Source organism: Spirosoma sp. KCTC 42546 (genome assembly GCF_006965485.1).
Classification (GTDB): Bacteria; Bacteroidota; Bacteroidia; order Cytophagales; family Spirosomataceae; genus Spirosoma.
The window spans coordinates 2387259-2402545 of record NZ_CP041360.1 but is presented as its reverse complement, the minus strand read 5'-3'; the positions used below and the strand labels follow the sequence as shown (position 1 = coordinate 2402545).

The 15287-nt window shown below is 46.4% G+C and carries 11 protein-coding genes; 9 read left to right on the top strand and 2 right to left on the bottom strand.

Translation table 11 applies throughout. From position 1 onward, the window contains the following. Nucleotides 1-2: 2 nt before the first annotated feature. The 9 genes from EXU85_RS09680 (at nucleotide 3) to EXU85_RS09640 (ending at nucleotide 12510) form a co-directional block, all read left to right on the top strand. Nucleotides 3-1385, top strand: coding sequence for a RagB/SusD family nutrient uptake outer membrane protein (locus EXU85_RS09680; RefSeq protein ID WP_142771886.1), 1383 nt, complete (start codon nucleotides 3-5; stop codon nucleotides 1383-1385). A gap of 186 nt (nucleotides 1386-1571) precedes the next feature. Beyond that, complete coding sequence (tsaE, locus tag EXU85_RS09675) at nucleotides 1572-1991, top strand: tRNA (adenosine(37)-N6)-threonylcarbamoyltransferase complex ATPase subunit type 1 TsaE (protein ID WP_142771885.1); 420 nt, start codon at nucleotides 1572-1574, stop codon at nucleotides 1989-1991. 97 nt (nucleotides 1992-2088) lie between these two features. Then, complete coding sequence (locus tag EXU85_RS09670) at nucleotides 2089-3300, top strand: alanine dehydrogenase (protein ID WP_142771884.1); 1212 nt, start codon at nucleotides 2089-2091, stop codon at nucleotides 3298-3300. 91 nt (nucleotides 3301-3391) lie between these two features. After that, nucleotides 3392-3796 carry a hypothetical protein gene (locus EXU85_RS09665; RefSeq protein ID WP_142771883.1) on the top strand — a complete coding sequence of 135 codons (405 nt, stop codon included), beginning with the start codon at nucleotides 3392-3394 and terminating at the stop codon, nucleotides 3794-3796. 373 nt (nucleotides 3797-4169) lie between these two features. Further along, nucleotides 4170-6170 carry a DNA topoisomerase (ATP-hydrolyzing) subunit B gene (gyrB, locus tag EXU85_RS09660; RefSeq protein ID WP_142771882.1) on the top strand — a complete coding sequence of 667 codons (2001 nt, stop codon included), beginning with the start codon at nucleotides 4170-4172 and terminating at the stop codon, nucleotides 6168-6170. A 67-nt stretch (nucleotides 6171-6237) separates the two neighbouring features. Continuing rightward, nucleotides 6238-8580: a polyphosphate kinase 1 gene (gene ppk1 / locus EXU85_RS09655; protein ID WP_142771881.1), complete on the top strand. Its 2343-nt coding sequence runs from the start codon at nucleotides 6238-6240 to the stop codon at nucleotides 8578-8580. A 229-nt stretch (nucleotides 8581-8809) separates the two neighbouring features. Beyond that, nucleotides 8810-10051, top strand: a complete 1242-nt coding sequence (locus EXU85_RS09650; RefSeq protein WP_142771880.1) for a NupC/NupG family nucleoside CNT transporter — start codon at nucleotides 8810-8812, stop codon at nucleotides 10049-10051. Nucleotides 10052-10221: 170 nt separating this feature from the next. Next, on the top strand, nucleotides 10222-11919 hold the full coding sequence (locus EXU85_RS09645; protein WP_142771879.1) for a fatty acid--CoA ligase: 1698 nt from the start codon (nucleotides 10222-10224) through the stop codon (nucleotides 11917-11919). A 99-nt stretch (nucleotides 11920-12018) separates the two neighbouring features. Then, complete coding sequence (locus tag EXU85_RS09640; protein ID WP_142771878.1) at nucleotides 12019-12510, top strand: metallophosphoesterase; 492 nt, start codon at nucleotides 12019-12021, stop codon at nucleotides 12508-12510. Between the two features lie 55 nt (nucleotides 12511-12565). On the opposite strand, the gene ftsH is transcribed toward EXU85_RS09640, so the two are convergent. Then, complete coding sequence (gene ftsH, locus EXU85_RS09635) at nucleotides 12566-14596, bottom strand: ATP-dependent zinc metalloprotease FtsH (protein WP_142771877.1); 2031 nt, start codon at nucleotides 14594-14596, stop codon at nucleotides 12566-12568. 220 nt (nucleotides 14597-14816) lie between these two features. Then, a complete protein-coding gene (gene rsfS, locus EXU85_RS09630) occupies nucleotides 14817-15212 on the bottom strand; it encodes a ribosome silencing factor (RefSeq protein WP_142771876.1) in 396 nt (131 codons plus the stop codon). Nucleotides 15213-15287 lie beyond the last annotated feature (75 nt).

Here is a 15287-nt window from a genome sequence, read left to right as displayed (position 1 = left end):
CCATGAAAAAGATAGCCTTATTTCTCACTGCTTTCGTGGGTCTGACAGCCTGCCAGAAAGATTTTCTGGACCTCAAGCCCCTGTCGCAACCCAACGTCGATAATTTTTACAAAACCGCCACCGACTTTAACAACGCGGTGAATGGTGCCTACGATGCACTCCAAAGCTCAACCCAGTATGGTGGTGATTACAATACAATTGTGGAGGCTCGGAGCGATAATGTTCTTGATAACGACCCGTCGTCGGGTTCGGGACTTCGGTACAACATCGACCGGTTCATCGAACCAACCACGAACACCGTTCTACGCGATACCTGGGGCAGCCTTTATACAGGTATTAACCGGTCTAATCTGATTCTGGACAAGATCGACGCAGTTACGATGGATGCTGCCCTGAAAGCTCGCTACAAAGGGGAAGCTCAGTTTATTCGAGCGCTGTCGTATTTCAATCTGGTGCGTTTATGGGGCAAAGTGCCCCTGGTTCTCACAGCGGGAACAACTACCGAAGCTCGTTCCTACATTCGGAATGAAGTTACCGACATCTACGCGGCTATTGAAAAAGATCTGATTGCAGCCGCGGCTGGTTTACCCGCAACCTACACAGGCAATGATATCGGTCGTGCAACCTCAGGGGCAGCAACCGGTCTGCTTGGCAAGGTGTACGTAACCGAAAAGAAGTATGATCTGGCCGTTTCGACGCTGAAAGATCTGGCGAATGGGACTACCTATCAACTGCTTCCGAATATTGCCGATGTGTTTTCGGTAACGAACAAGAACAATGCGGAACTGCTGTTTTCTGTCAAATTTAAAAAAGGTGGTACCATTGGCGAAGGCCACGGTTCCTGGTTCGGCACCAGCATTGGCGACCCCATTGAGCCATCGTTGCGGGCGGCTTACCCGGCTGGTGATAAGCGGCTTCCGCTAACGGTCATGGTGCCCGTTCCCAGTAGTATAAATGCCGTTCCCAGAAAGTTCTATGACGAGCTTTCGTCAACGAATGATGTGGGTAACGATTTCCCGGTCTTACGCTATGCCGATGTGTTACTGCTCTATGCCGAAGCACTCAATCAGGTTGGTTATCAGGCAGATGGTGACGCCTTTAAAGCGTTAAATCGCGTACGAACACGGGCAGGCGTTACGGCTTATACGAGTGCGCAACTCGCCACGAAAGATGCTTTCCAGACGGCCGTTATTAATGAACGTCGACTGGAACTTGCCTTGGAAAGCGACCGTTGGTTCGATCTCATTCGTACGGGAACTGCGGTAGCGGCTATCAAAGTAACGGGCATCACCATGCCTGATTACCGCGTAGTGTATCCCATTCCGCAATCGGAAATTGATGTTTACAACAACAAGACGACTTTTCCTCAAAATCAAGGATATTAGCGATCATTGAACTTCCTGAAAGTTTAGAACTTTCGGGAAGTTGTCTAACGGGCAATGAGCAAGCGAGACTTACTCATTGCCCGTTTTTGTTTCCAAATCAGTACAATCATGCACTAAGTCAACCTACAAGAACGAAGTAGACGATCTAAAATCTGTATCTTTGCAGGCTAGTACGTTCGCAAGCCTATGACACTGAATTTTGACCATCTCGACGAACTCGATACAGTAGCCCATCAGCTACTCGCTGAAGGCCGACAACGGCCGGTGTGGTTACTAGACGGCGAGATGGGGGCTGGCAAAACCACACTCATTAAAGCTCTTTGCCGAGCCTTAGGGGTTGTTAGTACGGTACAGAGTCCAACGTTTTCAATTGTCAATGAGTACACTACCCACGAGGGGCATTCCGTGTATCATTTCGATTGTTACCGGCTCCGAAACGAAGCTGAAGCGCTGGACATCGGCATTGAGGAATATTTCGCATCAGGTGATTATTGTTTTATTGAATGGCCTGAGCGAATTATGTCTCTTTGGCCTTCCATGTATTATCAGGTTCAACTTTCGGTAGACGCAGATGGTCATCGAATGGTTGAAGCTGACATAGTTTAACAGTTTACGGTTTACCGTTTACGATGGGCTGACGCATCAGTTATTCTTGCGTCAGCCCACCATAAACGATAAACCGTAAACCATAAACATCAAAGCATTGACTGGATTTGAGGAATTGGCCAAGCAAACGGCCCTGTATCCAAAAGAAGCTCCGCTGGCGGTAAAAACCAGCCGAAACGGCCTGCTTATTGGATTACCCAAAGAAGTATCGCTTCAGGAAAACCGCATTGCGCTCACACCCGAAGCAGTGGCAATTCTGGTTCGAAATGGCCACAATGTGATTGTGGAGAAAAACGCGGGGGAAAAAGCCAAATTTCCGGATCATGAATACAGCGAAGCGGGTGCACAGATTGCCCAATCGCCCAAAGAAGTCTACGAGGCTAATCTTATCCTGAAAATTGAGCCACTTGTCGAGGATGAGTTCGAGCACATTCAATCGGGTAGTACAGTCATTTCGGCGCTGAACCTGCCGTCGCACGACAAAGCTTACTTCGAGAAAATGCTGAGTAAGAACCTGACTGCGTTTGGCTACGAATACATTGAAGATCAGAGTGGTGGCTTACCCGTTATCCGGTCGATGAGTGAGATTGCGGGCAGCACTGTCATGCTCATTGCAGGTGAATACCTCAGCAACGCCGATAATGGTCGGGGGATTATTCTGGGCGGCATCACGGGCGTTCCCCCAACTAAAGTCGTCATGCTCGGAGCTGGAACCGTAACCGAATACGCGATCCGCATGGCGCTCGGTATGGGTGCCGATGTAAAGGTATTCGACAAGCATCTGTACAAATTACAACGGCTCAAATATGCCGTCGGACAACACGTTTACACCTCCATCATCGACACCGATACCATGGCCGAAGCCATTCAGCGGGCCGATGTCGTGATTGGGGCAATGAGGGCTGAGGATGGTCTTAGTCCGGTGGTTGTTACGGAGGAAATGATCAGTCGGATGAAACCGGAGTCGGTTATTATCGACGTGTCAATAGATCAGGGTGGCAATTTCGAGACGTCGCGCATGACGACCCACAAACAGCCCACCTATAAGCACATGGGTGTTATTCACTACTGTGTTCCCAATATTGCCGCTCGTGTTGCTTACACGGCGAGTATGGCTCTGAGCAACATCTTCTTACCGTTCTTGCTGGAAACCGGAACAACGGGCGGCATTGAACAGATGATGTATGCGAACCGTTGGTTTATGAAAGGTGTTTATACCCATAAGGGAACGCTCACCAATGCCTACATCGCCCGCAAGTTCAACCTGCGTTTTAAAGATTTAGACCTCTTGCTGGCCGCCCGATTCTAAGAAGTTTGACGTTTATAGTTTGAGGTTTGTAGTTAACTGCTGCTAACTACAAACCTCAAACTATAAACGTCAAACTACAAACTTTCTTCCCATGATTAACCATAGCAACGAAAATACCCTCCTCGACGACGCCAACTCGTACGATGTCAATAAAGAGTTGATGGGAACAATTTCGTCGGATTTCGTGAAGGTATCCGATCAGCTTAAAGAAGCGTCCTATCAGATTCGTAAGCGCGGCTTTTCAGAGTATCCTGTTTTTGTCGCATCACGCCGGGATGTTCCGATAGGGCAAGTGCTCATCGCGGCCGATGAACTGGAGAATAAATGGAATTACAAAGCCTCTTTTCTGGATGAGTTTATTCAACGCGAACTCATCGGCGAGGACTCAATTGACTTGTGGAAGGAAAACTATAAAAAGCCTGATGAATATTGCTGTTTATTCGTCGTGCACGGCGATTTTGCGGGCTTTGTGTATATTCCATACCCCGAAGATTAATCAGTACTTTTTCTGCCTTTTATCAAGCCGAATCAATCTGATTCGGCTTGATTGTTTTAGAGCTACTAATAATACTTTTTCGGGAAACAGCTTTTCTAAAATAAGTACAGCGAAATTCCATTTTCTCCCGTTACTAACTCAATCGAAATACGTCTGACAAAGTAGCCTAAAAGGGCATCAAAACAAGTGCAAAGCCATTAACTACCCCATTACCTGATGGTTAGGCAATTTTTAAGCACATTCAGTAAATACGGGCCAAAATCGATAGGAAAAGATGAATTATTTTTGTATTTTTACAATCTGTATAGACACATAAAAATGGGCTATTTTTTAAGCCTGAAACAACAAATTTCAGACTTGCTCCTATTCTGATATGACCAACGAAATAATTGAAGCAGACGCCCCCGTTGAAACTGCGTTAGGTAACTACGGTGCTGATAACATTCAGGTGTTAGAAGGCCTGGAAGCTGTTCGCAAACGTCCATCCATGTACATTGGTGACGTTGGTACGCGTGGATTGCACCACCTCATCTGGGAAGTCGTTGATAACTCCATTGACGAAGCGTTAGCTGGCTACTGCGACAAAATTACGGTAACGATTAATCCGGATAACTCTGTAACGGTACAGGATAACGGCCGGGGTATCCCAACAGGCATCAATACCAAGATGGGCGTTTCGGCGCTACAGATGGCGATGACCATGCTGCATGCCGGTGGTAAATTTGATAAAGATACCTACAAAGTATCCGGCGGTCTGCACGGCGTCGGTGTATCCTGTGTAAACGCCCTCTCAACAGACCTTCGCGTAGAAGTTCATCGGGAAGGTAAAATCTTTGAGCAGGAATATAAAATAGGTATTCCTCTTTATGATGTGCGCATCATAGGTGATGCCGAGGATACAGGCACACGGACGCACTTTAAGCCTGATGCCACTATATTCACGGACACCGTCTACAAATACGACACTGTAGCAGGCCGCCTGCGTGAGTTAGCGTATTTGAATAAAGGCATCCATATTTTCCTGAACGATCTGCGCGAGCTGGACGAAGCTGGAGAACCCGTGCGCCATGATGATTTCTATTCACAAGGAGGTCTAGTTGAGTTTGTCGAGTATCTCGACCAAACACGCCCCCCCCTTGATGGAATGAAGCCTATTTACATGGAGAACACCAAAGGATCGACTCCCGTACAGGTTGCTCTGGTGTATAACTATGAAGCAGGTGAAAACGTACTCTCGTATGTTAACAACATCAACACTCACGAAGGCGGTACCCACGTACAGGGTTTCCGCTCGGCCTTAACACGGGTATTGAAAAACTATGCTGACAAAAACCCCGGCGTATTGCCCAAGAACTCGGGCAAGGTTGCCTTTAGCGGTGAAGATTTCCGGAAGGGTCTAACGGCCGTTATTTCGGTAAAGGTTCAGGAACCCCAGTTTGAGGGCCAAACAAAAACCAAATTAGGTAATCAGGAAGTTGTCAGTGCAGTAAGTCAGGCAATGGCCGACCTGCTCGAAACCTGGCTGGAAGAAAATCCAAATACGGCGAAAGGTATCGTTAAAAAAGTCCTTGTGTCGGCTCAGGCGCGGATTGCTGCCGATCTGGCTTACAAGCGCATCATGACCGAGCGCAAGGATTTCATGGGCGGTATGGGCTTACCCGGCAAACTAGCCGACTGCTCTGACACCGATCCTGAAAAATGTGAACTCTATTTGGTTGAGGGTGACTCCGCTGGCGGAACTGCCAAACAGGGTCGTAACCGGGCGTTTCAGGCTATTTTACCCCTACGTGGTAAGATCCTAAACGTAGAGAAGGCCATGGAGCATAAGATCTACGAAAACGAAGAAATCAAAAATATCTGGACAGCGCTGGGCATCCGCTTAGAGAAAAAAGATGATGAGACGGTGATGAACCTGGAAAAACTCCGGTATCACAAAATCATCATCATGACCGATGCCGACGTCGATGGTAGTCACATTAGAACATTGATTCTGACGTTGTTTTACCGCAACATGAAGGCGCTGATCGACAATGGCTATATCTACATTGCGCAGCCCCCCTTGTACCTGATCAAAAAAGGGAAAGAGGAGCGGTATTGTTGGACGGAAGCCCAGCGCGAAGCAGCGGTAAAAGAGTTAGCAGCTGGCGGTAAAGAAGAGAATGTAGGTATACAACGCTACAAAGGTCTTGGAGAAATGAACGCCGAGCAGCTTTGGAGCACAACCATGAATCCTGATACAAGAACCCTGAAAGTTGTAACGGTGGAATCGGCAGCCGATGCCGACCACGTGTTTTCGACACTCATGGGCGATGAAGTAGCGCCCCGACGCGAATTCATCGAACGAAATGCGAAATATGCCCGAGTGGATGTTTAACCGAATGATAACATAAAGCGGGCTTTTTAGTCCGCTTTTTTGTTGTACTTCAAAGTTTGAAATGAGTATGCGTTATTCCCTGAATCCGAACCGAACTATATTGGGCAATTTAGTTTCCCGGTTTACACACCGTCAGTCAACTACCACCGCCCAGGTCACTGATAAAATGGCAAAAGTTAGTGAAAAAGTAAGCAGTGTAATTGATCAAAGCGATTACCTCAGCCGTGATTTAAGCTGGCTTAAATTTAACGAACGTGTTCTGGATCAGGCGCGTAGCCCGCACCGAACGCTCATGGAACGGTTGAAGTTTCTGGCAATTTCGGCCTCAAATCTCGATGAGTTTTTTATGATTCGCGTTGGGAGTTTGTACAATTACCTGGATTATCATAAACAACGCGTCGATTATTCCGGGCTTCGTGAAGTACCTTTCCGAAAAGCTTTATTTACGGCAGCTCATCAACTCTGTCAGGACCAGCAAACTGTTTTTACAGAACAACTACTACCACTGTTTAGTGAAAATGGTCTTCAGCTAGTTACGTACAACGATTTGAATGCTGAGGAGCGTACTGAAGCAACCGATTATTTCGACCGGGCCATTTACCCAACGCTAACACCAATGTTGTACGATTATACGCACACATTCCCGGTGTTACTGGCCAAAGTGCTTATCTTCGGAGTCGTCACGCAGAGTCCCGATAGCATCGATATGCAGAATCAGCATTCAGATGATGAAGATGACCGTCAACGCTTATCGTTTGTACAAATTCCGGCCAATTTACCACGATTTCTGTCCTTTGAGCGAGAGGATACTATTCTCTTTTTACCGATTGAAGAAATCGTTCGGCACAATATTAAAAAGCTCTACCGCAACGTCGAAATCCTATCGGTAAATCTGTTTCGTATCACGCGTAACGGTGATTTCACACTGGATGAAAATGATGACGACGAAGTCGATTTTATTGATGAAGTTCGTCAGAAAATCAAGAATCGTCGCTTAGGCCGTGTCACACGCGTTGAGGTAGAAACCTATACGAACACTGCATCCAGAACGAATTCGCCCTGGATGTTGAACCTGCTTAAAAAACGCTGGGAAATTGACGATCTGAATATTTTCGAGTCGGCTGGTTTGCTTGACTTTTCGGCATGCTGGCAAATCATCGGTCACCCGGAATTTAAAGACGACATGCCTCGTCCTCATGCGCCAGTTCTCCCACTAGGCTTTACTCGCGAAAAAACGGACGATATTTTTGAAACGATCAAGCAGCGAGATTTACTACTGCATCACCCTTACAACAATTTCGAGCCCGTACTGCAACTGCTCGAACAGGCAGCGGAAGACCCAAATGTACTGGCGATCAAAATTACGGTCTACCGGCTGGCGAAACGCTCACGCATCACCGAAGCCCTCTTGAAAGCGGCTGAAAATGGTAAGCACGTATCCGTTTTATTCGAAGTAAAAGCCCGTTTCGACGAAGAAAATAACATCCGAGAAGCACAGCGCTTACAGAAAGCCGGGTGCTTTGTGATCTATGGCATTAGCCGTTTCAAAACGCACACCAAGCTGTTACTGGTTGTGCGTAGTGAGGGGAGTCGGGTTGTGCGTTATGCCCACATGGCCACGGGTAATTATAATGAAGATACCTCGAAACTCTATACCGATATTGGCCTGTTGACGACCAATGAGACGTATACACACGATATTTCGGAGTTTTTCAATGTAATCACAGGCCACTCATTACCCAACGAATACCAATACCTGATTACGGCCCCGCGTGATATGCGCGATCAGTTGGTTCGGCTTATCCGGCTGGAAGCTGAAAATGCCAAACGCGATCTGCCCAGTGGTATCTGTATTAAAGTCAACTCGCTGGAAGACAAACAGGTCATTGACGAATTATACAAGGCTTCACAGGCTGGCGTACCCATTCGGCTCATTGTGCGAAGTATTTGCTGCCTGCGCCCGCAGCGGGAGGGATTGAGCGAACACATCACCGTACGATCTATTGTCGGCGATTTTCTAGAACACACCCGTATTTATTATTTTCACAACAACGGCGACCCAAAGGTATATAGTGGTAGTGCCGATGTCATGGTGCGCAGTTTCGACCGACGTATCGAGTCGCTGTTTTACCTGGCAGATTTACGGGTGAAACAGCAAGCTATTCTGATCCTGAAATACAACCTGCTCGACAATGTCAATTCCTACGAATTGAAAGAAGACGGGGATTTTCAGAAGTGCGAGGTACCCGAAGGTGGTGAGCCATTCAATATGCACCAGCGTTTTTTCGATGTGACGGAGAAAGAGGCAATTGAAGCCCGGCTATTCGACCCAGAGATTAAACCAGCAGAGGTCGCTAAAATTGAAGAAGAATATCAGGAAGGTGCCGAACGCGCTATTGCGGATATTTAAGGGGCAGATGAATTTTGCAGAGACCTCATGCGATTCTCAATCCATAGTCATACATTTTGCCTATACTGACCACCCTCATCTAAGCAAAATATGGCTAATGAAAACTGGCTGATTTAACGAATAATATTCGTTAAATCAGCCAGTTTTCATTTTGTTCTCTTTAGGGTGGACTCGTAGTGTGCTTCTTTTTGTATCTTAGCCCACCTAACTGTAATTTCATCATCACTGAATGGATCGTTTTACCGGCCTGATTGGCATTGTTTTAATTCTGGGCATCGCCTACGCTCTCTCTGATAACCGAAAAGCAATTAATTACCGCACTGTTGGCGTAGGATTAGGTCTCCAGTTCGGGCTGGCCTTATTTGTTCTAAAAACCGAATTTGGAAGCAACCTCTTTCAGGCACTCGGCTTTTATGTTGACCGCCTTTTACAAAAAGCCAACAAAGGCGCTGAGTTTGTTTTCTCATCGCTGGTCAAACCCGATGTTCTGACAAAGGCCTTCGGTCCAGAAAACAACTTTATTTTCTTCTTCAAGGTCATTCCGACAATTATTTTTGTGGCCGTTCTGGTCAATATTTTTTACCATTTAGGCATTATGCAGCGTGTAGTTGCCGTTATGGCTCGCGCTATGAAGTGGCTGCTTGGCGTAAGTGGAGCTGAAGCGCTCTCGAACGTGGCAAGTACCTTTGTGGGTCAGGTAGAAGCCCAGATCATGATTAAACCGTATTTGAACGGCATGACCAACTCCGAACTACTGGCCAGTATGACAGGCTCTTTTGCCTGTATAGCCGGTGGAGTATTGGCTGTTTATATCTCCTTGGGCGTACCGGCTCCGTATCTGTTAGCAGCCAGTATCATGGCTGCGCCAGGGGCTCTGGTGATCAGCAAAATTGTAATGCCCGAAACAAAGGTTTCGGAAACACAGGGAACCGTGAAAGTTGAAATTAAGAAGGTCCACGCTAACCTGCTCGATGCAATTGCTTCCGGTGCCAGCGAAGGCCTGAAAGTAGGATTCAACGTAATTGCCATGCTTATTGGCTTCATTGCACTCATTGCCTTAATTGACAGTTTACTGTTTCACCTTGGATTCTATGTATTAGGAATAGACTACCTAAGCATGAATTTTTTACTGGGGAAAGTATTCTCTGTATTTGCCTGGGCAATGGGGGTTCCTGGTAAAGATATACAGGTTGCGGGGTCGTTAATGGGGACAAAAATGGTTGTAAACGAGTTTGTTGCCTACTTAGAATTAGTGAAAGTCAAATCCACTCTCGACCCTAAAACAATTGCCATTGTTAGTTTTGCACTCTGCGGATTTGCCAATTTTAGCTCTATTGCCATTCAGGTGGGAGGTATTGGTGAGTTGGCCCCCAAGCGTCGGAGCGACCTGGCCAAATTAGGGTTCAAAGCCCTTATCTGTGGTACATTAGCCAGCTATATGTCAGCAACGCTGGCTGGATTACTGATTTGATTTTAACGCCCACTCGATAGTATACCCGCCCGGCTCTGATTCGTCAGTAGCCGGGCTTTTTTGCTCATTACTATTTTTTCTTTACATTATTCAATCCTACTTTCGATTCCTAACGTTTTAGTACCGGTGCTTCCATACAGATGTATGATCTAAACCCCATCCAGAATAAAATGATCCAGACAAAACTAATTCCGCGTACTGCCGAGGCTAGCGAGCCTCCCTTACTCATAAAGTCCCTATTAGCCCAATCGCTTAAATACGAACCACAACGCGAAATTGTTTATCGTGACTTATTTCGCATGAACTATGTTCAATTCAACCAGCGGGTTCGACAACTGGCTAATGTTCTAGCCAATTTAGGTGTGGTGGCAGGTGATACTATAGCCGTACTAGACTGGGATAGCCACCGTTACCTTGAATGTTTCTTCGGTGTTACGAGTGTTGGAGCCATTCTGCATACTGTAAATGTACGGCTTTCGCCTGCCCAGATTCTCTATACGATGAATCATGCAGAAGACAAGGTTGTGCTGATTCATGAGGATTTTTTGCCAATTCTGGCTGCTATAAAAGAACAGCTTTCAACCGTTGAGAAGTTTGTCGTTTTGAGTGATAAAGTATATGGCCCTACGGATCTGGAGGTCCTTAGCGATCTACCAGCCTATTTTTCGGGCGAATACGAGGCCTTATTAAAGGAGGCATCGCCAGACTATGACTTCCCGGATTTCGACGAAAATACCTGGGCAACAACGTTCTATACGACAGGAACAACAGGTAATCCTAAAGGCGTTTATTTCTCGCACCGCCAGTTGTTTATGCACACGATGGGCTTGTTGGCTTATATTATTGGGTATGAAGCGATGCCTTTCAAAGGGTCAACAGATGTGTACATGCCCATTACGCCAATGTTCCATGTACACGCGTGGGGGTTCCCATTCCTGGCAACCATGATGTCGGCTAAGCAGGTGTATCCGGGCCGTTATGAACCGGAATTACTGCTCAAATTACTGATTAAGGAAGGAGTTACGCTTTCGCACTGTGTCCCGACCATTTTAAACATGCTCGTTAGTAGCCCGGCGGCACAAAAATTCCGTGACAATCTTAGCCGTTGGAAAGTGCTTATTGGCGGTTCGGCGCTTACGAAAGGGCTAGCTCAGGCCGCTACCGATTTAGGCATTACGGTTATGTCGGGATATGGAATGTCTGAAACAGCGCCCGTCATGGCGGTTGGCTATCTGAATGAGCAGGAGCAGACATTACCAACGGAAGAACAGATCGAATTACGCACGCGGGCAGGCCGGATTTCTCCCTTCATTGAGATGCGACTTATGGATGATGAAGGGAATTTCGTTCCGCATGATGGTCATTCCCTTGGCGAAATTGTAGCGCGTGGTCCCTGGCTCACACAAGGGTACTATAACGACCCCGAACGGGGCGCTGAACTCTGGAAAGGTGGCTGGCTTCATACGGGTGATGTCGCCAGCATATCACCAGATTATTGGGTTATGATTGCAGACCGAACCAAAGACGTTATTAAAACCGGTGGAGAATGGGTCTCGTCGCTAGACATGGAGAACGTACTCTCTCAAGTGGAAGGCGTCGCGGAGTCGGCAGTAATTGGGCTTCCGGACGTTCGATGGGGTGAGCGACCACATGCCTTGATCGTTCAAAAGCCAGGCTATACGCTAACAGCAGAAGGGATTAAAGCTGGCCTAAAAGAAAAAGTAGATCGGGGTGATCTTCACAAATGGTACGTTCCCGACCGGATTTTATTCGTGCCGGAAATTCCAAAGACCAGCGTTGGCAAAATTGACAAAAAGCGTATCCGGAGCGAAATGAAGGACGCTATTTTAGGAACTCATGCAGTGTGATTTTTTCAAACATAGAGGAACGAAGATTTTCACAGAGAACACAGAGACTATTTTTCTGTGTTCTCTGTGAAAATCTTCGTTCCTCTGTGTTTAACTCATATGACTCGAATTGGCTTATTATCTGACACACATAGTTATCTGGACCCTCAAATTTTCACTCACTTTGAGGCATGTGATGAAATCTGGCATGCAGGAGATGTAGGTGCGTTATCGGTTGCAGAACAGTTACGAACCTTTCGACCACTTCGAATTGTATCGGGCAACATTGATCGCGAAAGCAGCGATTTACCAGCTAACCAGCGTTTCGAGCTTGAGGGTTTGACCATTTGGATGACACACATTGGTGGTTCACCGCCCAAATATAATCCTGTCGTTCGCCCACAACTCAAGGAAAACACCCCTAATCTGTTTGTATGCGGGCATTCGCATATCCTCAAAGTTACACGAGATTCAACGATGAATAATATGCTCTTTGTAAATCCAGGCGCGGCCGGGAAAACGGGCTTTCATGTTATGCGAACTGCCATTCGGTTTTCGCTCGACGCGGGCCGAGTTTTAGATATGCAGGTGATCGAACTAGGTAAAAAGTAAGCCAATAAAAAAGGGCTTCCTGAATGGGAAGCCCTTTTTTGTCAAGACTCAAAACTTATATCGGCAGCGATTCAGGCTCTGTTTCAGCAGGCTTAGATTCTTTACCGATTTCTTCTTTCACTTCCTCAGCTACACCTTTGTTTTTATAGGCCTGATAAACGGTTTCACGCTCAAAAGGACGTTTCCCGATCAAACGAACTAAATCGTTTTGATACAGAATTTCTTTCGAGAGCAATTCCTTAGCGATGATTTCCAACGCTTCACGGTGCTCAGACAGCAACTCTTTCGTCCGTGTATAGGCGATATCAACAATCTTACGAACTTCTTCGTCAATATGCTTGGCAGTCTCTTCAGAGTACGGCTTATTAAATGCGTAATCTGATTGTTTTGAATCGTAGAATGATACATTACCAATCTTATCATTCATACCATACATCGTCACCATGCTGTACGCCAGTTTAGTGATACGTTCCAGATCGCTCAATGCACCTGTCGATACTTTGCCGAAAATAAGGTCTTCAGCAGCCCGTCCACCTAATGCCATGCACATTTCGTCCATGAGTTGCTCAGTACGATATAGGTACTGTTCACGTGGTAGATACTGGGCGTAACCCAGAGCAGCTACCCCACGTGGCACGATGGTCACTTTCACGAGCGGATCGGCATGTTCGAGGAACCAGCCTGCCACTGCGTGACCTGCTTCATGATAGGCAACAATTTCTTTTTCCTCAGGAGAAATAATCTTGTTTTTCTTTTCCAGACCACCGATTACCCGGTCCATAGCGTCCTGAAAATCCTTCATATCGACGGCTTCCTTGTCGCTACGGGCAGCAATCAGGGCTGCTTCATTGCAAACGTTGGCAATTTCAGCACCAGCAAACCCTGGTGTTTGGGCTGCCAGTTCTCTTGGATCAACGTCGGGTGACAACTTGATTGGTTTCAAGTGAACCCGGAAGATAGCCTCCCGGCCAATAATATCTGGCTTATCGATACTGATTTGACGGTCAAAACGACCAGGACGAGATAGCGCCGAATCAAGTACATCTGGGCGGTTTGTTGCTGCCAGGATGATAATACCCGAGTCAGTGGCAAACCCATCCATTTCAACTAATAAGGAGTTGAGTGTATTCTCGCGCTCATCATTAGCACCAGGCATTGAACCTCGTCCACGTGAACGACCTACCGCGTCAATCTCATCAATGAAGATAATACAAGGCGCTTTCTCTTTCGCTTGCTTAAACAGGTCACGCACACGCGCAGCACCCACCCCAACAAACATTTCCACGAAATCGGAGCCCGATAGTGAAAAGAACGGAACACCTGCTTCACCCGCAACAGCTTTCGCCAGCAGAGTTTTACCGGTACCCGGAGGGCCAATCAGCAAAGCGCCTTTCGGAATTTTAGCACCCAGTTTCGTAAACTTGGTTGGATTCTTAAGGTAATCAACAATTTCCTTGATTTCCTCCTTCGCTTCATCCAGGCCAGCTACGTCATTAAAGGTGATTTTCACCTTATTATCCGCATCGAATAACGCGGCTTTCGACTTACCAATATTGAAAATCTGACCACCAGGGCCGCCTGCGCCCGACATTCGGCCCAGCAGGAAATACATAGCCAGTATCATAACAATCAGGAATCCCCATGTGCTAATAATACTACCAAAGTCGCTGCGTTGTTCGAATTTATAATCAACCTTATCACCAGCGGGTACACCCTGCTGCATAGCATCTAAATCCTTCTTAAAGGTTTCACCAGATGCTATCTGAAATTGAAAATGTGGGCCATGACCGCTACCAAAATAAGGCTTTTCGGTAAACAAGGATCGGTATTTAGGGCTTTGCGCGGCCTGCTGCGTGAGTGTCACTTCAGCAATTTTATCATTTACCACCGTCACTTCGGCAACTTCGTGATCTTTCACCATAGCCTCGAACCGCTTCTGCGTTGTTTCGCGAGTGGCCGAGCTTTTGTTAAAGAACGTAATGCCAAGAATGGCGGCAATCAGCAACGCAACAATCCAACCCTGAAAGTTAGGCTTACGAGGCCCTCCACGAGGTACTAACGGATTTCTATTATTATTTTCTGCCATTTCTTCAGGTTATACAAACGGATTTCAACAAGTAACACCGTTTTGCAATTGAATGTTTCTTTCGCGAAACGGTTAGGACAGACGGTTAGTCAGTCCGATAAACGGCCCATTATGAACCTATTTTAATTAAGTGCAATGAATAATGAGTCATTGTTTTATTGGTTATTCTGTTAGCGATAGCTACTTGTTTACAGAAAACGTATTAGTCAATGATTGTTATTCAGGAAGCTACTGATAGTTCGTTGTCTTCGATTAAACGAATTTCAGCATCCCCCCAAAGTTGTTCAAGATCGTAAAAAGATCGGCGCTCTTTTTTAAATACGTGCGCTACAACATCTACATAATCTAACAAAATCCACTCCCGGTTTAGTTTGCCTTCCTTATGCCAGGGATCTTGTTTGCTCGCTTTATAAACTTCTTCTTCAATAGACGTTGAGATGGCGTCAATTTGTGTATCGGAGTTACCCGAGCAAATGACAAAGTAATCACAGATAGCGTTCTTCACATTCCGCAAGTCCATTACGACGATGTCCTGCCCTTTTTTCTCCTGCATTCCGCGAACAACGAAATCACGTATTTGCTCTGCGGTAAAGTCTTTATTGTTGTTAATTCTCATGCTTTCGGTTTAACATTGCCACGCTAACCAGCGGGTACTTTGTCTGAAGGACATAAGGCCCTAAGCACCATTTAT

Bases quoted from the DNA above. Each gene is read 5' to 3' on its own strand.
- EXU85_RS09680 (WP_142771886.1), top strand. From the start codon at position 3: ATGAAAAAGATAGCCTTATTTCTCACTGCTTTCGTGGGTCTGACAGCC.
- tsaE (WP_142771885.1), top strand. From the start codon at position 1,572: ATGACACTGAATTTTGACCATCTCGACGAACTCGATACAGTAGCCCAT.
- EXU85_RS09665 (WP_142771883.1), top strand. From the start codon at position 3,392: ATGATTAACCATAGCAACGAAAATACCCTCCTCGACGACGCCAACTCG.
- gyrB (WP_142771882.1), top strand. From the start codon at position 4,170: ATGACCAACGAAATAATTGAAGCAGACGCCCCCGTTGAAACTGCGTTA.
- ppk1 (WP_142771881.1), top strand. From the start codon at position 6,238: ATGCGTTATTCCCTGAATCCGAACCGAACTATATTGGGCAATTTAGTT.
- EXU85_RS09650 (WP_142771880.1), top strand. From the start codon at position 8,810: ATGGATCGTTTTACCGGCCTGATTGGCATTGTTTTAATTCTGGGCATC.
- EXU85_RS09645 (WP_142771879.1), top strand. From the start codon at position 10,222: ATGATCCAGACAAAACTAATTCCGCGTACTGCCGAGGCTAGCGAGCCT.
- EXU85_RS09640 (WP_142771878.1), top strand. From the start codon at position 12,019: ATGACTCGAATTGGCTTATTATCTGACACACATAGTTATCTGGACCCT.
- ftsH (WP_142771877.1), bottom strand. From the start codon at position 14,596: ATGGCAGAAAATAATAATAGAAATCCGTTAGTACCTCGTGGAGGGCCT.
- rsfS (WP_142771876.1), bottom strand. From the start codon at position 15,212: ATGAGAATTAACAACAATAAAGACTTTACCGCAGAGCAAATACGTGAT.